18 protein-coding genes are annotated in these 18,492 nt (G+C 66.3%); 12 read left to right on the top strand and 6 right to left on the bottom strand.

The genetic code is table 11. The annotated features are described in order from the left end of the window. Positions 1-45 precede the first annotated feature (45 nt). The 5 genes from GO999_RS04015 (at position 46) to GO999_RS03995 (ending at position 5,352) form a co-directional block, all read left to right on the top strand. On the top strand, positions 46-525 hold the full coding sequence (locus GO999_RS04015; protein WP_211906557.1) for a methylated-DNA--[protein]-cysteine S-methyltransferase: 480 nt from the start codon (positions 46-48) through the stop codon (positions 523-525). Then, positions 522-1,442, top strand: a complete 921-nt coding sequence (gene xerD / locus GO999_RS04010) for a site-specific tyrosine recombinase XerD (protein ID WP_211906556.1) — start codon at positions 522-524, stop codon at positions 1,440-1,442. Before GO999_RS04015 ends, xerD begins: the two co-directional genes overlap by 4 nt. Positions 1,443-1,451: 9 nt before the next feature. Then, complete coding sequence (ybaK, locus tag GO999_RS04005; protein WP_011002460.1) at positions 1,452-1,943, top strand: Cys-tRNA(Pro) deacylase; 492 nt, start codon at positions 1,452-1,454, stop codon at positions 1,941-1,943. Between the two features lie 58 nt (positions 1,944-2,001). After that, positions 2,002-2,625, top strand: coding sequence for a glycerol-3-phosphate 1-O-acyltransferase PlsY (plsY, locus tag GO999_RS04000; RefSeq protein ID WP_011002461.1), 624 nt, complete (start codon positions 2,002-2,004; stop codon positions 2,623-2,625). A 339-nt stretch (positions 2,626-2,964) separates the two neighbouring features. After that, a complete protein-coding gene (locus GO999_RS03995) occupies positions 2,965-5,352 on the top strand; it encodes an acylase (RefSeq protein ID WP_211906555.1) in 2,388 nt (795 codons plus the stop codon). A 121-nt stretch (positions 5,353-5,473) separates the two neighbouring features. Here the strand turns inward: GO999_RS03995 and GO999_RS03990 are convergent, their stop codons facing one another. Together GO999_RS03990 and GO999_RS03985 are read right to left on the bottom strand one after the other, a co-directional pair. Beyond that, entirely contained in the window at positions 5,474-6,529 is a 1,056-nt protein-coding gene (locus GO999_RS03990; RefSeq protein WP_111374573.1) for a nucleoside hydrolase, read from the bottom strand. A gap of 43 nt (positions 6,530-6,572) precedes the next feature. Further along, positions 6,573-7,058, bottom strand: a complete 486-nt coding sequence (locus GO999_RS03985; RefSeq protein WP_011002464.1) for a YajQ family cyclic di-GMP-binding protein — start codon at positions 7,056-7,058, stop codon at positions 6,573-6,575. Positions 7,059-7,162: 104 nt separating this feature from the next. Between GO999_RS03985 and murB the strand changes: the two genes are divergently transcribed. After that, the gene (gene murB / locus GO999_RS03980) at positions 7,163-8,191 is read left to right on the top strand and encodes a UDP-N-acetylmuramate dehydrogenase (protein WP_211906554.1); all 1,029 of its coding nucleotides are present in this window, start codon (positions 7,163-7,165) and stop codon (positions 8,189-8,191) included. A 26-nt stretch (positions 8,192-8,217) separates the two neighbouring features. On the opposite strand, the gene GO999_RS03975 is transcribed toward murB, so the two are convergent. Beyond that, entirely contained in the window at positions 8,218-9,267 is a 1,050-nt protein-coding gene (locus GO999_RS03975) for a patatin-like phospholipase family protein (RefSeq protein ID WP_011002466.1), read from the bottom strand. A gap of 385 nt (positions 9,268-9,652) precedes the next feature. Here GO999_RS03975 and ppnP point away from each other — a divergent pair, with 385 nt between their 5' ends. The 3 genes from ppnP (at position 9,653) to GO999_RS03960 (ending at position 12,891) form a co-directional block, all read left to right on the top strand. Further along, entirely contained in the window at positions 9,653-9,970 is a 318-nt protein-coding gene (gene ppnP, locus GO999_RS03970) for a pyrimidine/purine nucleoside phosphorylase (protein WP_028860922.1), read from the top strand. A gap of 115 nt (positions 9,971-10,085) precedes the next feature. Then, positions 10,086-11,423: an argininosuccinate synthase gene (gene argG / locus GO999_RS03965; RefSeq protein WP_011002468.1), complete on the top strand. Its 1,338-nt coding sequence runs from the start codon at positions 10,086-10,088 to the stop codon at positions 11,421-11,423. Positions 11,424-11,524: 101 nt separating this feature from the next. Further along, positions 11,525-12,891 (top strand): IS3 family transposase gene (locus GO999_RS03960; protein ID WP_089190850.1). Its coding sequence is split into 2 segments (ribosomal slippage): positions 11,525-11,999 and positions 11,999-12,891, totalling 1,368 coding nucleotides; the frame shifts between segments, so codons are not numbered across the junction. A gap of 106 nt (positions 12,892-12,997) precedes the next feature. Here the strand turns inward: GO999_RS03960 and argF are convergent. Further along, positions 12,998-13,924, bottom strand: a complete 927-nt coding sequence (argF, locus tag GO999_RS03955) for an ornithine carbamoyltransferase (protein ID WP_071093352.1) — start codon at positions 13,922-13,924, stop codon at positions 12,998-13,000. 362 nt (positions 13,925-14,286) lie between these two features. On the opposite strand from argF, the gene GO999_RS03950 reads away from it, so the two are divergent. Then, on the top strand, positions 14,287-14,610 hold the full coding sequence (locus GO999_RS03950) for a DUF3579 domain-containing protein (protein WP_016725961.1): 324 nt from the start codon (positions 14,287-14,289) through the stop codon (positions 14,608-14,610). Positions 14,611-14,743: 133 nt separating this feature from the next. Here GO999_RS03950 and rpsT read toward each other — a convergent pair whose 3' ends face one another. Further along, positions 14,744-15,010 carry a 30S ribosomal protein S20 gene (gene rpsT, locus GO999_RS03945; protein WP_011002471.1) on the bottom strand — a complete coding sequence of 89 codons (267 nt, stop codon included), beginning with the start codon at positions 15,008-15,010 and terminating at the stop codon, positions 14,744-14,746. A gap of 298 nt (positions 15,011-15,308) precedes the next feature. Here rpsT and murJ point away from each other — a divergent pair, with 298 nt between their 5' ends. Both murJ and GO999_RS03935 read left to right on the top strand, forming a co-directional pair. Next, the gene (gene murJ / locus GO999_RS03940) at positions 15,309-16,862 is read left to right on the top strand and encodes a murein biosynthesis integral membrane protein MurJ (RefSeq protein WP_211906553.1); all 1,554 of its coding nucleotides are present in this window, start codon (positions 15,309-15,311) and stop codon (positions 16,860-16,862) included. Then, positions 16,862-17,707, top strand: a complete 846-nt coding sequence (locus tag GO999_RS03935; RefSeq protein ID WP_011002473.1) for a SirB1 family protein — start codon at positions 16,862-16,864, stop codon at positions 17,705-17,707. The genes murJ and GO999_RS03935 overlap by 1 nt, the downstream gene beginning before the upstream one ends. Before the next feature lie 3 nt (positions 17,708-17,710). On the opposite strand, the gene GO999_RS03930 is transcribed toward GO999_RS03935, so the two are convergent. Then, complete coding sequence (locus tag GO999_RS03930; RefSeq protein WP_011002474.1) at positions 17,711-18,367, bottom strand: VTT domain-containing protein; 657 nt, start codon at positions 18,365-18,367, stop codon at positions 17,711-17,713. Positions 18,368-18,492 lie beyond the last annotated feature (125 nt).

Below are 18,492 nucleotides of genomic sequence, written 5' to 3'. Positions count from 1 at the left end.
CCTGTGCTAGATTCGCAGGATCGCTTTTCCGTGCCGCACACCGCCATGCCATCCCCGTTCGACGCCGTTCTGGAAGCGCCCTTCGGCAAGCTGGGCGTGCGCGTGGTCGAGGGCGCCCTGTGGGAGATCGTCTACCTGCCTGACAGCGCGCGCACCGTCGACTCGGCGGACCCGTTGATCCGCCGGCTGGCGCATCAGCTCGATGCCTACTACGACGATGCCGATGCCGTGTTCGACGTGCCGCTCACGCACACCGGCACCGGCTTCCAGCACCGCGTGTGGGACGCCATCTGCGCGGTGCCGCGCGGCGCCGTCACCACCTACGGCACCCTCGCCAAGCAGATCCGCAGCGCACCGCGCGCCGTGTGCCAGGCGTGCGGCGCGAACTGGTATCCGATCCTCATCCCCTGCCACCGCGTGGTGAGCGCCTCGGGCATCGGCGGCTTCTCCAACCACGATGAGGACGGGTTCCACCTGAACGTCAAGCGCTGGCTGCTGCGCCACGAAGGCGTGATGCTGGCATGACCCAGGCCGCCCCCGAAACCCTGCCCCCGAGCAGCACGGAGGCGATCCAGCGCTTCTGCGACGCGCTGTGGCTCGAGGACGGCCTCGCCCGCAACACGCTCGATGCCTACCGGCGCGACCTGACGCTCTACGCGCAGTGGCTCGCCGGGCGCGGCAAGGCGCTCGACCAGACCGAGGACGTCGACCTCTCCGACTACTTCGCCGCCCGCCACGAAGACAGCCTCGCCTCCACCGCCAACCGGCGGCGCACGGTGTTCAAGCGCTTCTTCCAATGGGCCTTGCGCGAGCACGTGGTCAGCGCCGACCCGACGCGCCTGCTGTCGACCGCCAAGCAGCCGCCGCGCGTTCCCAAGACGCTGTCCGAGGCGCAGGTCGAGGCGCTGATCGCCGCGCCCGATGTCGACGCCCCGCTCGGCCTGCGCGACCGCGCCATGATCGAGCTGATGTATGCGAGCGGCCTGCGCGTGTCGGAGATCGTCGCGCTCAAGACCGTCGAGATCGGCCTGAACGAGGGTGTGGTGCGCGTGATCGGCGGCAAGGGCGGCAAGGACCGGCTGGTGCCGTTCGGCGCCGAGGCCGGCGACTGGCTGCGGCGCTACCTGCGCGACGGCCGCACCGCGCTGCTGGGCGAGCGCACCGCCGATGCGCTGTTCGTCACCGCGCGCGGCGACGGCATGACGCGCCAGGCCTTCTGGTACCTGATCAAGCGCTATGCCCAGCGCGCCGACATCCACGCGCCGCTGTCGCCGCACACGCTGCGGCACGCCTTCGCCACGCACCTGCTCAACCACGGCGCCGACCTGCGCGTGGTGCAGATGCTGCTCGGCCACGCCGACATCTCCACCACGCAGATCTACACCCATGTCGCGCGCGAGCGGCTGCGCACCCTGCATGCACAGCACCATCCGCGCGGATAGGCTTTCCGCATGAGCAAACCCCGCCACGTTTCCGAGACGCCCGCCACGCAGTTCCTGAAGGCGCACGGCATCGCCTACACCGAACACGCCTACGACTACGTCGACCACGGCGGCACCACCGAATCGTCGCGCCAGCTGGGCGTGGACGAGCATCACGTGATCAAGACGCTGGTGATGGAAGACGAGCAGGCCAAGCCGCTGATCGTGCTGATGCACGGCGACTGCTCGGTCTCCACCAAAAACCTCGCGCGCCAGGCCGGCCGCAAGAGCGTGCAGCCCTGCAAGCCGGAGGTGGCGCAGCGGCACAGCGGCTACCAGGTCGGCGGCACCTCGCCGTTCGGCGTGCGCAAGGCGATGCCGGTCTATGTGGAAGCCTCGGTGCTGGCGCTGGAGCGCATCTACATCAACGGCGGCCGGCGCGGCTTCCTGGTGAGCCTGGCGCCCGCCGTGCTGACCACACTGCTCCATGCCCAGCCGGTGCAGTGCGCCAACCCCGCCTGAAACGGGCGCCGCGGCTGGTGCGCGCTACAATCGCGCAGCCTGAATTCTTCGAATCCCTATGTCCACTGTCGTCGCTACCGTCGTCTTTGCCGTGGCCGCCTACCTGATCGGCTCGGTTTCGTTTGCCGTGGTGGTCAGCCGCGCGATGGGCCTGGCCGATCCGCGCACCTACGGCTCGGGCAACCCGGGCGCCACCAACGTGCTGCGCTCGGGCAACAAGAAGGCCGCGATCCTGACGCTGCTGGGCGACGCGGCCAAGGGCTGGCTGGCGGTGTGGCTGGCGCAACTGCTGGCGCCGCGCTACGGCGTGGAAGACATGGGCATCGCCCTGGTGGTGATCGCGGCGTTCCTCGGCCACCTGTATCCGGTGTTCCACCGCTTCACCGGCGGCAAGGGCGTGGCCACCGCGGCCGGCATCCTGCTGGCGCTGAGCGGGTGGCTGGGCCTGGCGACGCTGGCGACGTGGCTGATCATCGCCACGTTCTTCCGGTATTCGTCGCTGGCGGCGCTGGTGTCGGCGGTGTTCGCACCGTTCTATTACGTGCTGCTGTTCGGCATCGACCCGCTGGCGGGTGCCATCGCCGTGATGTCGGTGCTGCTGATCGCGCGCCACCGCGCCAATATCGCCAAGCTGCTGGCCGGCAAGGAAAGCCGCATCGGCGAGAAGAAGAAGCCCACCTGAGCGCGCGGCGCCCCGCGCGCCGATGCGCCTGCGGCGGCCGACCCGTGTGCCGCCGGGCCCATTGCAGCATGGCCCGGCATGCCGACCTCCGGCAGATGTCACGCGCATTCCACGCGCAACCGGTGCGGCCGTCGCCGCGCCCAGATCCCTCCATCAGTCCGGCCGGTCGATGATCGGCTTACCCCTCCCCTGTCCGGGCACGGACAGCGCGCCGCATGGCAATATGGCCCCGAGATCCGGCAGGCATGCCGCTTTCGCAGCGGCCACGCCGATCGGCGATGCGGCCATGGCTGCGCACGGCGCGCCTCGCCCCCCGACACCGACGACAGGAGACACCGCATGACGCACGGATTCGCACTGCGCAACACGCTCGCCGTGGCCGCGCTCGCAGCGCTGGCCGGCTGCGCGGGCACGGCGCACGGCAGCCGTTGGGACACGCCGTCCGACACCGGCCTATCGGCCGAGATCCGCCGCACCGGCTTCGGCATTCCGCACATCCGCGCCAACGACTACGCCGGCCTCGGCTTCGGCATGGCCTATGCCTATGCGCAGGACAATCTCTGCCTGCTCGCCGACCAGGTCGTCACCGTCAACGGCGAGCGCGCGAAGACGTTCGGGCCGGACGGCACCGCCACCGTGTCGTTCAAGTCCATCCCCAACACTCGCTCGGATGCGTTCTTCAAGGGCATCGTCGATACGGCCGCGCTGCGTGACGGCTATGCGCGGATGTCGCCCGAGGCGCGCGAACTGCTGCGCGGCTACATCGCCGGCTACAACCGCTACCTGAAGGACACCCCGCCGGCGGACTTCCCCGCCGCGTGCCGCAACGCCGCCTGGGTGCGCCCGCTCACGCTGGCCGACATGATGCGCATGGGCGAGGAGAAGGCGATCCAGGCCAGCGCCGGCGCGATGCTGGCCGGCATCGTCGATGCGCAGCCGCCGGGCCGGGCGCCCGTGACCCATACGGTGGTCCCGCCGCACGCCGTCGATGTCGCCGCGCTCGACCGCGAGCTGCGGCTGCGCGACCTGCCCATCGGCAGCAACGGCTGGGCCTTCGGCAGTGCCGCCACGGAGAACCGGCGCGGCGTGCTGCTCGGCAACCCGCACTTCCCGTGGACGACCACCAACCGCTTCTACGAAGTCCACCTGACCGTGCCCGGCAAGCTCGACGTGATGGGCGCGTCGATCGCCGCCTTCCCCGTCGTCAGCATCGGCTTCAACCGCGACGTGGCGTGGACCCACACGGTCTCCACCGGCCGCCGCTTCACGCTGTTCGAGCTCAGGCTGGCCGAGGGCGACCCCACCACCTATCTGGTCGACGGCACGCCGCACAAGATGACCGCGCGCACGGTCGCCTTCGACGTGAAGCTGCCCGACGGCCGCATCGAGCGCCGCGCACACACCTTTTACGACACCGAATACGGCCCGGTGGTGTCGATGCCCGCCGCCGGCATGCCGTGGACCACGCAGAAAGCCTATGCGCTGCGCGATGCCAACCGCGGCAACACGCGCATGATCGACGCCTGGCTGCACATCGCGCAAGCCGGGGATGTAGCCGGCATCCACCGGGCGATCGGCAACCTGGGCATTCCGTGGGTCAACACCATCGCCGCGGACCGCAACGGCCGCGCGCTGTTCATCGACGTGTCGGCCACGCCCGACGTCTCGGCCGAGACACTCAAGCGCTGCGCCCCGTCGCCGCTGGCCGAGCGGCTGTTTAAAGGCGCCGGCCTGGTGCTGCTGGACGGCGCGCGCAGCACCTGCAACTGGCAGGTCGATCCGGCCTCGCCGGTGCCGGGGCTGATCGCGCCCGCGCGCATGCCGGCGCTCGAGCGCGACGACTTCGTCGCCAACAGCAACGACAGTTCGTGGCTGACCAACCCGGCGCAGAAGCTCACCGGCTTCCCGCCGATCATGGGCGAGGCCGACGTGCCGCAGCGCCTGCGCACCCGCATCGGCCTGATCGAGATCGGCCGCCGCCTGGCCGGCGCCGACGGCCTGCCGGGCAACCGCATCGACCTGCCGAACCTGCAGGCGATGCTCTTCCGCGATACCAACCTCGCCGGCCACCTGGTGCTGGGCGATCTGCTCGAAGCCTGCAAGGCCGCGCGCGACGCCGATGCCGACGTGCGCAACGGCTGCGTCGCCCTGGGCCGGTGGAATCGCACCGCCGCCGCCAATGCCCGCGCCGCCCACCTGTTCCGCGAGTTCTGGATGCGCGCCAAGGACATTCCGCAGGTCTACGCCACCGACTTCAACCCGGACGACCCGATCTACACGCCGCGCGGCCTGCGCATGCACGACGCGGCCGTACGCGCCACCGTGTTCAAGGCGCTCAAGGACGCGGTGGGCGCGGTGCGCGCGGCCGGCTTCGCGCTGGATGCCCCGCTCGGCACCGTGCAGGCGGTGCGCCTGCCGGACGGCGACATCGCGCTGCATGGCGGCGAGGAGTACGAAGGCGTGCTCAACAAACTGCAGAGCCTGCCGATCGGACCGCAGGGCCTGCAGGTTGACGAGGGCACCAGCTACGTCCAGACCGTCGGCTTCGACGCTCAGGGCCCCGTCGCGCAGGCCCTGCTGGTCTACGGCGAATCGACCGACCCGGCCTCGCCGCACGCCTTCGACCAGATGCGTGCGTTCTCGGCCAAGCGGTGGATCCGCCTGCCGTTCTCGGAGGCCGCCATCGCCGCCGATCCGGCGCTGAAGGTGACAAAGCTGTCGCAGTGAGCGCGGCCGGCGCGCCAAAAAGCAAACGCCCCGCGCGTGCGGGGCGTTTGCCTGAACCGGCGGGCACGATGACGAAGTGCGCCCTCTTGTGTGATGGCCGCCAATACCTCGGCATGCGCCGTTAGGGCAGCTTCGCGACGCTGTCGAGCAGCGCGGCATAGAAGCGGTCCGCATCGACGTCGTGGATCCACATCGCGTTCGGTGCGCGGCCGCTGCGGCCTTCCCAGTCGACGACGGTCTCGCCCAGCGTCCACTGGCCGGCGGTTTCGACCACCACGTTCACCTTGCGCCCGTTGAACATCGACGGGTCGAACAGATAACCGACCGCGGTCGGATCGTACATCGGCGCCCGCTCGACGCCGCGGCGCGTCTTCTGGTACGCGATCTCGGCCGCCATGATGTCGGCGACGATCGCGCCGCAGCGGTTGCCGAGCCCGCGGAACGGTGCAACCCGCGCCGGCGTGATCTGCGCCCTCATGGCGACGTCGCGCGGCAGCACGACGATCGGCACGCCGCTGCCGAACACGATCTCGGCGGCCTGCGGGTCGACGTAGATGTTGAACTCCGCGGCCGGCGTGATGTTGCCGCGCTCGAAATGCGCACCGCCCATCAGCACGATCTCGCGCAGCGCGGGGCGGATCTGCGGAGCCTCGCTCAGCGCGCTGGCGATGTTGGTCAGTGGTCCGAGCGCACACAGCGTCACGCTGTTCGGCGCCGCCTGCGTGAGCGTATCAACCAGGTACGACACCGCGTGCTGCGACGCCAGCGGTGCCAACGGCGCGGGCAGATCGACACCTTCAAGACCGGTCTTGCCATGCACGTGGGCAGCCGTGACCAGCTCGCGCGTCAGCGGCCCCGCGCAGCCGGCGTAGACCGGCAACGCATGCGTGCGGCCCGCCCAGTCGCGAATGATGCGCGCATTGCGCTCGGTCAGGCCCAGCGGCACATTGCCCGCCACGACGGTCAGGGCACGCACGTCGAGGCGCCCCCTCGCCCCGAGCGCGAACAGGATCGCGATCGCGTCGTCCTGTCCTGGATCGGCATCGATGATCACGGAGGCGGAAGCGGGGGCGCTCAGGCCAACGGCTTGCGAGCTTGCCGGCAGCAGCGCGCCGCCGGCAAACAGGCTGACCAGGTTCAGGAATGCGCGACGGGGGACATTCGGAAACGTAGCCATGTCATTCAAGGGCAACGTTGTCGTCCCGGAACCGGCTGGAGGCTCAATCGCGGAAGTTGTTGAAATCCAGCGGCGTGTCGGTCACGTCCTTGCGCAGCATGGCGATCACCGCTTGCAGGTCATCGCGCTTGGCGCCGGACACGCGCACCGCGTCGCCCTGGATGCTGCCCTGGACCTTGATCTTGCTGTCCTTGATCAGCTTGACGATCTTCTTGGACAGCTCGCCCGAGACGCCCTTCTTGATCTTGACGACCTGCTTCATCTTGTCGCCGCCGATCTTCTGCTTGTCCTGATAATCCAGGAAGCGCACGTCGACACCACGCTTGGCGAGCTTGGTCAGCAACACGTCCTTGACCTGGCCGAGCTTGAAATCGTCGTCGCCGAACAGCGTCAGCTCCTGGTCCTTGTGCTCGACGCGAGCATCCGAGCCCTTGAAATCGAAACGCGTCGAGATTTCCTTGTTGGCCTGCTCCACGGCGTTCTTCAGTTCCACCATGTTGGCCTCGCATACCACGTCGAACGACGGCATCGTTTTCTCCTTGCAGACTTGAATTGGGGATCCAGCGGTGGCGCGCGCGGGCCACCCCGCGCCATGGCTCTTATAATTCCAGCTTTTCCAGCCAACCCTGCGCCATGGCGTTGCTCGACCCGCATTATCCCCTAGGCCGGCACAACACGTTCCGTTTCGAGGCCGCCGCCCGCTATGCCGCGCACGTGCGCGCAGCGCAGGACATTGCCGAGGCACTGACCGATCCGCGCGCGCGGGGCCTGCCGGTGCTGGTGCTGGGCGGCGGCAGCAACATCGTGCTCACGCGCGACTTCGACGGCCTGGTGCTGCTGATGGAGATTCCCGGCGTGCAGGTCGGCCGGGCGACCCTGGACGGACGCGCCGTCCACACCGTCACGGCCGGCGCGGGCGAATCGTGGCACGGCCTCGTTGCCCGCACCGTCGCCGACGGACTGCCGGGGCTGGAGAACCTGGCGCTGATCCCCGGCACCGTGGGCGCCGCGCCCATCCAGAACATCGGCGCGTACGGCGTCGAGATCAAGGACCGCTTCCACTCCCTGCGCGCCTACGACCGCCATGCCGGCGAATTCGTCACGCTGGATGCCGCCGACTGCGCCTTCGGCTACCGCGACAGCCTCTTCAAGCGCGCCGGCGCCGACCGCTACGTCATCGCCGAAGTCACCTTCGCGCTGCCCGTGGACTGGCAGCCCGACACGCACTACGCAGAACTGGCCCGCGAGCTGGCCGCGCGGGACATCGCCGCGCCGGCGGCGCAGGACATCTTCGATGCCGTGGTCGCCATCCGCCGCCGCAAGCTGCCCGATCCGGCCGAGATCGGCAACGCGGGCAGCTTCTTCAAGAACCCCATCGTCGATACCGCCACGCGCGATGCGCTGCTGGCGCGGTTCCCCAGCCTGGTCGGCTACGCGCAGCCGGATGGCAGCTACAAGCTCGCCGCCGGCTGGATGATCGACCAGTGCGGCTTCAAGGGCCGGCAAAGCGGCGCGGTGGGGGTGTACGACAAGCAGGCACTGGTGCTGGTGCACCGGGGCGGCGGCAGCGCCGTGCAGCTGATGACGCTGGCACGCGAAATCCAGGACACGGTGCATGCGCGCTTCGGCGTGCGCATCGAGCCCGAGCCCATCGTCATCTGACGGCGCGACGCGCACCGCCCGGGAGTCTAGACCTCCTGCCCGCGCAGGTATTCGTTCTGGATATCGACGGTGCCGTTCCTGCCGACATCGTCGAAATGCTTGCGCAGCCAGAGCTTGGCCTCCTGCCGGCCGCGCTCCTTGAGCATGGTCAGGAAGCTCCAGTCCGTCACCAGCTTGGTCGAGGACGACAGGTCGCCCAGCGGCCGGTCGGCACGGATGGCGTGCAGATAGATGTATTTGAGCCGATCCCGGTATTCGGGCTTGAGCCAGTCCTCCGCGATCAGCTTCTGCACGAAGGCGATGGCGCGCATCTCGCGCAGCAGGGACGCGTTGAAGGTGATCTCGTTCAGGCGCTCCATCACTTCGTGCGGCTGGTCGGGCACATCCTTGCGCACGATCGGGTTGACGTGCACGAGCAGGATGTCCTGCGTCTTCGTCTCGTAGAAGAACGGGAACAGCACCGGGTTGCCCATGTAGCCGCCGTCCCAGTAGTGATGGCGGTCGATCTCGATGGCCGGGTACAGGTACGGCAGGCAGGCCGAGGCCAGCACCACCTCGACATCGATCTCGGGGGTGCCGAAGACGCGCACGTTGCCCGTGTTCACGTCCGTGGCGGCGAGGAACAGCTTGGTGTCCGGGCAGGCGCGCAGGCGGTCGAAGTCCACCTGGTTCGCCAGCAGGTCGCGCAGCGGGTTGTAGTGCGCGCCCTGGGTGGTCGCGCTGATCCAGCTGTCCCACATGCGCATCCAGTCGGCCACCGGCCAGCTGTCGGGAAAGAAGGGCCTGCCGGACAGCAGCGTCTTGGCGTTCTCGCCCATCGTGGAGAACGGCGAGCCCGCGGTCGACACCGCCAGCCAGAACGCATGCAGCTTTTCGCGCGCGCGCTCGGGGCCGCCCTCGAGCAGGCCGTCGAGCATCACCACGGCATTCATCGAGCCGGCGCTGGTGCCGCTCAGCCCCTCGAACGACAGGCGCCCGTCTTCGAGCAGCGCGTCGAGCACGCCCCAAGTGAACGCCCCGTGCGCGCCGCCGCCCTGCAGCGCGAGGTTGATGTGCTTGCCGTGCGGCTTGTGCATGGTCTCCCCCGAGAAGCGAGCGCCCCCATGGCGCCCGTCGGAACATCCAACAATACCGGTTTGCGCGTGTGCTGTCCGCAACACCATCGCTCAGCCGGTCTGCGACGACCCAACCAAGCGTGGCGATGGCTCCACGCAACACAGATGCAAGCGCGGTGATTGGCGCCTTTGTCGGCGGCGTGGCGGGCAATCCGACCCGCAGCGGCGCAGGCCGCGCGGCCGTCACCGCAGCGACGGCCCACGCCGGCACCGCTGCCCCCCGACGCCCGCGGATTCGCACACAACGCGATCAAGAACCCCGGCCACGGCGTTCTTGTTCTTTGGGCTGGTTCTTTGGCCTAAAATGGCCGGTTTGACCCTGACCACGCCTTTCGCGTTCCATTTCATGACCACCGAAACCATTGACGGCGTCCGCCTCACCACCAAGGCCAATGTGTACTTTGACGGCAAGTGCGTCAGCCACAGCTTTGCGCTGCCCGACGGCACCAAAAAGTCCGTGGGCGTGGTGCTGCCCGCCACGCTGACCTTCGGCACGGCCGCCGCCGAGATCATGGAATGCGTGGGCGGTTCTTGCGAATACCGGCTCGACGGTAGCGACGAGTGGAAACAATCCGGCCCCGGCGAACGCTTCCAGGTTCCCGCAAACTCCAAGTTCGACATCCGCGTGACCGAGGCCTACCACTACATCTGCCACTACGCATAAGCCCCCGAAAGGCTGCCTCGAGCCCGCTCCGGGGCAGCGCAGCCATTCCGGGCTTCTTTAGCCTCTGGCGCAGGCCAGTCAAACGCCAGCCGCGATCATTTTGAAGAGACACTCCATGGAAACCATCCTGCAACACGTTCCCGTCGGCCAGAAGGTCGGCATCGCCTTCTCCGGCGGCCTGGACACCAGCGCGGCCCTGCGCTGGATGAAGAACAAGGGCGCCCTGCCCTATGCCTACACCGCCAATCTCGGCCAGCCCGACGAGGAAGACTACGATGCCATCCCCCGCAAGGCCCTGGAATACGGTGCAGAGAAGGCTCGCCTGATCGACTGCCGCCCGCAACTGGCCAATGAAGGCATTGCCGCCATCCAGGCCGGCGCCTTCCACATCAGCACCGGCGGCATCACCTACTTCAACACCACGCCGCTGGGCCGCGCCGTGACCGGCACCATGCTGGTGGCCGCCATGAAGGAAGACGACGTCCACATCTGGGGCGACGGCTCCACCTTCAAGGGCAATGACATCGAGCGCTTCTACCGCTACGGCCTGCTGACCAACCCGGCCCTGAAGATCTACAAGCCGTGGCTTGACCAGACCTTCATCGACGAGCTGGGCGGCCGCGCCGAAATGTCGGCCTTCATGACGAAGGAAGGTTTCGGCTACAAGATGAGCGCCGAAAAGGCCTACTCCACCGACTCCAACATGCTGGGCGCCACCCACGAGGCCAAGGACCTTGAGCATCTGAACAGCGGCATCCGCATCGTCAACCCGATCATGGGCGTGGCGTTCTGGAAGCCGGAAGTCGAAGTCAAGGCCGAAGAGGTTTCGATCACCTTCGACGAAGGCCGCCCCGTGGCCGTCAACGGCCGCGAAATTGCCGACCCGGTGGAGATGTTCCTGGAGCTGAACCGCATCGGCGGCCGCCACGGCCTGGGCATGAGCGACCAGATCGAAAACCGCATCATCGAAGCCAAGAGCCGCGGCATCTACGAAGCCCCGGGCATGGCGTTGCTGCACATCGCCTACGAGCGCCTGGTCACCGGCATCCACAACGAGGACACCATCGAGCAGTACCGCATCAATGGCCTGCGCCTGGGCCGCCTGCTGTACCAGGGCCGCTGGTTCGACCCGCAGGCCATCATGCTGCGCGAAACCGCCCAACGCTGGGTGGCCCGCGCCGTGACCGGTACCGTGACGCTGGAGCTGCGCCGCGGCAACGATTACTCCATCCTGAACACCGAGTCGCCCAACCTGACCTACGCGCCCGAGCGCCTGTCGATGGAAAAGGTCGAAGACGCACCGTTCAGCCCGGCCGACCGCATCGGCCAGCTGACCATGCGCAACCTGGACCTGATGGACACCCGCGACAAGCTGGCCATCTACTCCAAGGCCGGCCTGCTGTCCCTGGGCACCAGCAGCGCGCTGCCCCAGCTCGGCGGCGACAAGAAGTAAGCGGCTGCTCGCGCTTCAAAACGAAAAAGGCCGCTCCGACATCAATCGTATGAACTGCACCCCAAAAGTTGGACATCTGTTCAACCTTTGGGGTGTTTTTCATGGCGAAGTATGAAGAGGCGTTCAAGCGCCAAGTAGTTCAGGAGTATTTGAGGGGGGCCGTTGGGACCGCAGGGCTGAGCCAGAAGTACGGGATAGGCCGTTCTGTGATCCGGCGCTGGATCAACGCGTGGCAGCGCCATGGGAAATCCGGACTACGCAAGAAGCATGAAGCGTATAGCGCCGAGTTCAAGCTGACGGTGCTGCAGCGCATGTGGCGCGACGAGTTGTCCTATCAGCAAGTCAGCGCTGTGTTCGATTTGCGTGAGGCTGGCGGCGTCAGCCGCTGGGACCGCCAGTATCATGAGGGCGGTTTCGACGCCCTACAGCCGCGCCGCAAAGGCGGGGCACCCATCATGTCCCAGTCCAAGCAAGATCCCCAACCCGCTGCGCAGCCGGCTCAAGACGAGCGCTCGCGCGAGGATTTGCTCAAAGAGAACGAGTGTTTGCGCGCGGAGGTGGCGTACCTAAAAAAGTTAGATGCCCTGCTGCGTGCCAAACAGCAGCAGGCACCAAAGAAAAAGCGCAAGTCGTGAGTGCGCTGCGTGAGCGGCATTCATTGTCGAGCTTGCTCAAGGCCGCGAATCTCGCACGCAGCACGTACTACTACCAGATGGCGACAAGCCAGGCAGAGGATCGTCACGGCGCGCTCAAGGAGCGCATTCAGCACATCTATGCCCAGCACAAGGGCCGATATGGCTACCGCCGGATCACGGCGACGCTCCGTCGGGCAGGGACGTTGGTGAATCACAAGACCGTACAGCGATTGATGTCGGCGCTACAGTTGAAGTCACTCGTGCGGCCGAAGAAATACCGCTCTTACCGCGGGCAAGTCGGGCGGGTTGCTCCCAATCTGCTACAGCGCGAGTTTGAGGCGAGCAAGCCGAACGAGAAGTGGGTAACGGACGTGACGGAGTTCAACGTCGGCGGCAAAAAGCTGTACCTGTCGCCCGTCCTGGACCTGTACAACGGAGAGATCGTCGCCTGGCAAACCAGTGAACGACCTGATTACACGCTGATCCGGGAGATGCTCGACAAGGCGTTGCGCAAGCTGCGCCCGTGCGAGACGCCGATGCTGCATTCGGATCAAGGCTGGCCGTATCAAATGGCAGCGTATCGTCGCAAACTGGCCGCGCGAGGCCTGCGCCAGAGCATGTCCCGCAAAGGCAACTGCCTAGACAATGCGGCAATGGAAAGCTTCTTCGGCACACTCAAGTCAGAGTGCTTCCGGTTAGAGCGCTTCGCGGACATCGACCAACTGCGACGCGCCATTGCCGAATACATCCGGTACTACAATCACGAGCGCATCAAGATCAAGCTAAAAGGGCTGAGCCCTGTGCAATACAGGACTCAGCCCTTGGCCGCCTAAATTACCCGTCCAACTTTACGGGGTCAGTTCACCGACATCAATCGGAGCGGCCTTTTTTTGTGGCTTCAGACTCGGTTCGGGTCACTGCCAGGTCACCAGGGCTGTCTTAGTACCGGCCGCAGAGCAGGTATTCCATCAGCGCCTTCTGCACGTGCAGGCGGTTTTCCGCCTCGTCCCACACGACGCTCTGCTTGCCGTCGATGACGGCCGCTTCGACTTCCTCGCCGCGGTGCGCGGGCAGGCAGTGCATGAACAGCGCGTCAGGCTGGGCGCGCTGCATCATCGCTTCGGTGACCATCCAGTCGCCGAAGGCCTTCTTGCGCGCTTCGTTCTCGGCCTCGTAGCCCATGCTGGTCCACACGTCGGTGGTCACCAGGTGGGCGCCTTCGCAGGCTTCGAGCGGGTTCTCGAACACGTGCACGAACGGGCGGCTGGAGTCGGCCACCATGGCCGGATCGAGCTGGTAGCCCTTGGGCGCGGAGAAATGGAAGCGGAAGCCGAGTATCTCGGCCGCCTGGATCCAGGTGTACGCCATGTTGTTGGCGTCGCCGACCCAGGTGACGGTCTTGCCCTGGATCGGGCCACGGTGCTCGATGAAGGTAAAGATGTCGGCCAGCACCTGGCACGGATGGTATTCGTTGGTCAGCCCGTTGATGACCGGCACGCGCGAGTGGGCGGCAAAGCGCTCGATGATCTCCTGCCCGAAGGTGCGGATCATGATGATGTCGGTCATGCGGGAGATGACCTGCGCCGCGTCCTCGATCGGCTCGCCGCGGCCCAGTTGCGAGTCGCGCGTGTTGAGGAAGACGGCGTGGCCGCCGAGCTGGTGGATGCCGGCTTCGAACGACAGACGCGTGCGCGTGGAATTCTTCTCAAAGATCATGGCCAGCGTGCGGTCATGCAGCGGGTGCCACGTCTCGTAGTTCTTGAACTTGGCCTTGAGGATCCTGGAGCGGTCCAGCAGGTACGCGTACTCTTCCTGGGAAAAGTCCTTGAACTGCAGGTAATGCTTGATCTTGCTTGGTGGGTTCATAAAACAACGAAGGCGGCCCGCAGTCGGCGCTCCGTGGTATGACCCATCCGCGCCGCCCTAGCCGCCTTGCCTGATGTCGATTCAAGGCATCATACGGGATCGCCGCCGGTTTGGCGAGCTTGGCGCCCGCACCGGCGGCGCTGCCACACGGCACCGCTGAAAGGCCGATGAAAGTCTTATATAAGATATAATACCGCCAGCCTCGGATGCCCCGACCGCCCGCAAACCGGCACCACAAGCCGGTTCACGAGCCCGCAACCAGGCGAGCGCACCATCCGCACCAGTACGCGCCCCCCATTCGAACGCTGCAGAACATGCACGATCGAAGCCGTTTGCAATTCTCCACAAGCCTCACGCAGTCCATGGCAGCCAACCCACGCCAATTCTTTATCCAGGGCGTCACCCGTGACGGAAAAACCTTCCGACCGAGCGACTGGGCCGATCGGCTGTGCGGCGTGATGGCGCAGTTCCGGCCGGCCGGGGATACCGGGGACCCCCGCTTCACCTACTCGCCCTACGTGCGCCCCGTCATGTCGGGCGGCATCAAGAGCGTCTTCGTGGACGAACGCCTGCGCGAGATCGAACCCAAGGCACTGGACTTCGTCCTCAACTTCGCGCACGACAACAACCTGCAGCTGGTCGAAGCCTGCCTGCTGCCGGAAAGCGCCACCCCGGCGAAAAGCTGAATCCCATCGAGCCGTGCGCCACGAACGGCGCACGCAAAAGCAAAAAGCCTGTCCGAAGACAGGCTTTTTTCATGTCGGTGCACGACAGCAGTCTGCCGCGCAATGCGCCGGCCCAGGCCGGCGCCACCCGAACTCAGGCGCCCATTGCCTTGATGGCAGCGGACAGGCGCGACTTGGCGCGCGCAGCCTTGTTCTTGTGGACGATCTTCTTGTCAGCGATGCTGTCGATCGTGCTCTGGGCCTGCTTGAACACGTTGGCAGCGGCTGCCTTGTCGCCGCCGGCGATGGCCTTGCGAACGGCCTTGACAGCGGTGCGCAGGCGCGAACGCAGCGCGGAATTGTGCGCGTTCTGGACGACAGCTTGGCGTGCGCGCTTGCGTGCTTGTGCGGTGTTTGCCATGGAAAATTTCCTGAAGAAAACTGTTGCAAGCGCCCCGGGAGACACGGATGGCCGAAGCGCGCGAATGCGTGAGAAACGGCAATTATACCCACATCTGCGCAGTCAATGCAAACCGTGTTGTGAAATCGCCCGTGGCTCCGCATGGGGTGAAACGCAAGTCACATTCATTGAGTGCGTGATGAAGCGGTCCCTATAATACGGCCGCATCCAGCCGACCCGAGGCAGCGAACCCGCCCGGGGTGTCCGCGGTCTGATCCGCCACGCCTGCGCGCAGCGGCGCACCAACCACGCTTCCACCTTGAATCTGCTCAGAACCCTCGCCACGATCAGCGGCCTGACCATGTTGTCACGCATCACCGGCCTGATCCGGGAAACGCTGATTGCCCGCGCCTTCGGGGCCTCGGTCTACACCGATGCCTTCAACGTTGCCTTCCGCATCCCCAACCTCCTGCGCCGACTGTCGGCCGAGGGCGCGTTCTCGCAGGCGTTCGTGCCCATCCTGGGCGAGTTCAAGAACCGCCAGGGCGAGGCCCAGACGCGCGCGCTGATCGATGCGGTGGCGACAGTGATGACGTGGTTCCTGGTGGCGATCTCGGCGCTGGGCGTGATCGGCGCGCCGCTGATCGTCACCGCGGTCGCGACCGGCTTCAAGACGCACGAGAGCCAGGCCTACATCTCGGCGGTGTTCATGACGCGGGTGATGTTCCCGTACATCGGACTGGTGTCGCTGGTGGCGCTTGCGTCGGGCATCCTCAACACCTGGCGCCAGTTCGGGGTTCCGGCCTTCACGCCGGTGCTGCTGAATCTGTCGTTCATCGTGGCGGCCGTGTTCGTGGCGCCGATGCTGCAGACGCCGATCTACGCGCAGGCCTACGCGGTGATGGTGGGCGGCATCCTGCAGTTGGCGATCCAGGTTCCGTCGCTGCGCCGCATCGGCATGCTGCCGCGCGTGTCGCTCAACGTGCGCGGGGCATGGCACCATCCCGGCGTGCGCCGCGTGCTCAAGCAGATGCTGCCGGCCACGCTGTCGGTCTCGGTGGCGCAGCTCAGCCTCATCATCAACACCAACATCGCCTCGCGCCTGCCGGCCGGTAGCGTGTCGTGGCTGAACTACGCGGACCGCCTGATGGAATTCCCGACCGCCCTGCTGGGCGTGGCGCTCGGGACCATCCTGCTGCCGAGCCTGTCCAAGGCCAGCGCGGAAAACCATCGGGAAGAATATTCCTCACTGCTCGACTGGGGCCTGCGCCTGACCGTGCTGCTGGCGGTGCCGTCCGCGGTGGGGCTGTTCGTCTTCGGTGCACCGTTGACGGCCACCCTGTTCCATTACGGCCGGTTCAACACGCTGGACGTGGAGATGACGCGGCAGGCCCTGGTGTCGTACGGCATCGGACTGATCGGGCTGATCGTCATCAAGATTCTGGCGCCGGGCTTTTACGCGCGGCAGGACATCCGCACGCCGGTGAAGATCGCGCTGGTCGTGCTGGTGGTGACGCAGCTGTCCAACATGGTGTTCGTGCCGACGTTCGGACACGCGGGGCTGGCACTGTCGATCAGCTTCGGCGCGACCATCAACGCGGCGCTGCTGTTCCTCGGATTGCGCCGGCGCGGCTATTACCACCCGCTGCCCGGCTGGGGCCTGTTTCTTGCGCAGGTGACAGCAGCCGTGCTGCTGCTCGCGGGCGTGCTGCTCTGGTTTGCGCAGACGTTCGACTGGGTGGGCATGGGTGCCCGGCCGCTGATGCGCGTCGCGCTGCTGGGGGCCTGCCTGATCCTGTGCGCGGTGGTGTATTTCGGTACACTGTGGCTCACCGGCTTGAAGTTCTCCACCTTCAGGAAAAGGGCGATCTGATGGCAACCAAAGTCCTCGATTATTTTTCGGCCCTGGTCGCGGACGACGACAGCATCCCCCTGACAGAAACCGCCCTGTCGATCGCGCAGGACGCCTACCCGGACCTGGACCTGCAGGCCGAGCTGGCCGCCATCGACATGCTCGTCGCACGGCTGAAGAGCCGCATCGTCGAAGGCACGCCGGCCATCCAGCGCCTGCGGGTGCTCAACCAGTTCTTCTATCGCGAGCTGGGCTTCGGGCCCAATGCAAACGATTACTACGACCCCGAGAACTCCTACCTGAATGCCGTGCTGCAGACACGGCGCGGCATCCCGATCTCGCTGGCGGTGCTGCTGATGGAGATCGGGCAGCAGATCGGGCTGCCGCTCAAGGGCGTGTCCTTCCCGAACCACTTCCTGGTGCGCATGAGCATTCCCGCAGGCGAGGTCGTGATCGATCCGCTGACCGGGCAGACGCTGTCGAAGGAAGAACTGCAGGAGATGCTCGACCCGTACCTGGAAAAGGAAGGCATCGAAGACCCGAACTCGGTACCGCTCGGGGTGTTCCTGCAGGTGGCGACGCACCGCGAGATCGTCGCGCGCATGCTGCGCAACCTGAAGGCGATCTATCTGCAGGAATCGCGCTGGCAGCGGCTGCTAGCGGTGCAGCAGCGGCTGGTGATCCTGCTGCCGGAGTCGATCGAAGAGGTGCGCGACCGGGGGCTGGCCTACGCCAACCTGGAATGCTTCCGGCCGGCCCTGGCCGACCTGGAAGCCTATGTGGATGCCCGCCCCGATGCGGCCGACACCCCCAAGCTCAAGGAGCGCATGCCGACGCTGCGCGCCATGAGCCGCAACCTCAACTGAGGCTTATTTCTGCACCACCGTGCGGCGGCGCTTGAGCAGCTTCCACAGCCCGCCCAGCACCAGCGGCACGACGGCCGCGCCCAGGCCGATCAGCACGATGGTGTTCAGGTGGTCGCGGATCACCGGCACGGTGCCGAAGGCTTCGCCGGACAGCACCAGGATCGCCACCCACAGCACCGCCCCGATCATGTTGAACAGCTGGAACTTGGCGAAGGTCATCTTCGACACGCCGGCCACGAACGGCGCGAACGTGCGCACCACCGGAATGAAGCGCGCCATCACCAGTGTCTTGCCGCCGTGGCGCTCGTAGAAGGCGTGCGTCTTGAGCAACGCCTCGTGGTCGAGAAAGCGGATATGCCCGTCGAACACTTTCGGCCCGATCCAGGTGCCGACGAAATAGTTGACCGTATTGCCCGTGACCGCGGCCGTCACCAGCAGGGCGATCAGCAGCCAGGCATCCATCTGGCCGGTTGCGCACATGGCGCCGGCAATGAACAATAGCGTGTCGCCCGGCAGGAACGGCAGCACCACCAGGCCGGTTTCGGCAAACACGATGGCGAACAGCAGCACGTAGACCCACGCGCCGTATTGCTGGATCAGCATCCCCAGCGATTTGTCGACATGCAGCACGATGTCGATCAGTTGCATCACGATATCCAAGTGCTCCTCCTGAAAGCAGCCGAGGATGATACCGGAAGCGGCTTAGGTTGCGCCTAGGCGCATGCGATGCGCCGTTTCCTGCGGACGCCGCCGGAGGCATGGGGGGGCGGACTTGTAGAATGGCG

The sequence above is a fragment of the Ralstonia nicotianae genome, from assembly GCF_018243235.1.
Taxonomy (GTDB): Bacteria; Pseudomonadota; Gammaproteobacteria; order Burkholderiales; family Burkholderiaceae; genus Ralstonia; species Ralstonia nicotianae.
Note: the sequence above shows the minus strand (reverse complement) of the source record. Positions and strands in the feature narration are given on the sequence as shown.

Bases quoted from the DNA above. Each gene is read 5' to 3' on its own strand.
- GO999_RS03950 (WP_016725961.1), top strand. From the start codon at position 14,287: ATGGCAGCCAACCCACGCCAATTCTTTATCCAGGGCGTCACCCGTGAC.
- GO999_RS03975 (WP_011002466.1), bottom strand. From the start codon at position 9,267: ATGCACAAGCCGCACGGCAAGCACATCAACCTCGCGCTGCAGGGCGGC.
- ppnP (WP_028860922.1), top strand. From the start codon at position 9,653: ATGACCACCGAAACCATTGACGGCGTCCGCCTCACCACCAAGGCCAAT.
- rpsT (WP_011002471.1), bottom strand. From the start codon at position 15,010: ATGGCAAACACCGCACAAGCACGCAAGCGCGCACGCCAAGCTGTCGTC.
- GO999_RS03935 (WP_011002473.1), top strand. From the start codon at position 16,862: ATGGCAACCAAAGTCCTCGATTATTTTTCGGCCCTGGTCGCGGACGAC.
- ybaK (WP_011002460.1), top strand. From the start codon at position 1,452: ATGAGCAAACCCCGCCACGTTTCCGAGACGCCCGCCACGCAGTTCCTG.
- argG (WP_011002468.1), top strand. From the start codon at position 10,086: ATGGAAACCATCCTGCAACACGTTCCCGTCGGCCAGAAGGTCGGCATC.
- GO999_RS03985 (WP_011002464.1), bottom strand. From the start codon at position 7,058: ATGCCGTCGTTCGACGTGGTATGCGAGGCCAACATGGTGGAACTGAAG.
- argF (WP_071093352.1), bottom strand. From the start codon at position 13,924: ATGAACCCACCAAGCAAGATCAAGCATTACCTGCAGTTCAAGGACTTT.
- murB (WP_211906554.1), top strand. From the start codon at position 7,163: ATGGCGTTGCTCGACCCGCATTATCCCCTAGGCCGGCACAACACGTTC.
- GO999_RS03990 (WP_111374573.1), bottom strand. From the start codon at position 6,529: ATGGCTACGTTTCCGAATGTCCCCCGTCGCGCATTCCTGAACCTGGTC.
- xerD (WP_211906556.1), top strand. From the start codon at position 522: ATGACCCAGGCCGCCCCCGAAACCCTGCCCCCGAGCAGCACGGAGGCG.
- plsY (WP_011002461.1), top strand. From the start codon at position 2,002: ATGTCCACTGTCGTCGCTACCGTCGTCTTTGCCGTGGCCGCCTACCTG.
- GO999_RS03995 (WP_211906555.1), top strand. From the start codon at position 2,965: ATGACGCACGGATTCGCACTGCGCAACACGCTCGCCGTGGCCGCGCTC.
- GO999_RS04015 (WP_211906557.1), top strand. From the start codon at position 46: ATGCCATCCCCGTTCGACGCCGTTCTGGAAGCGCCCTTCGGCAAGCTG.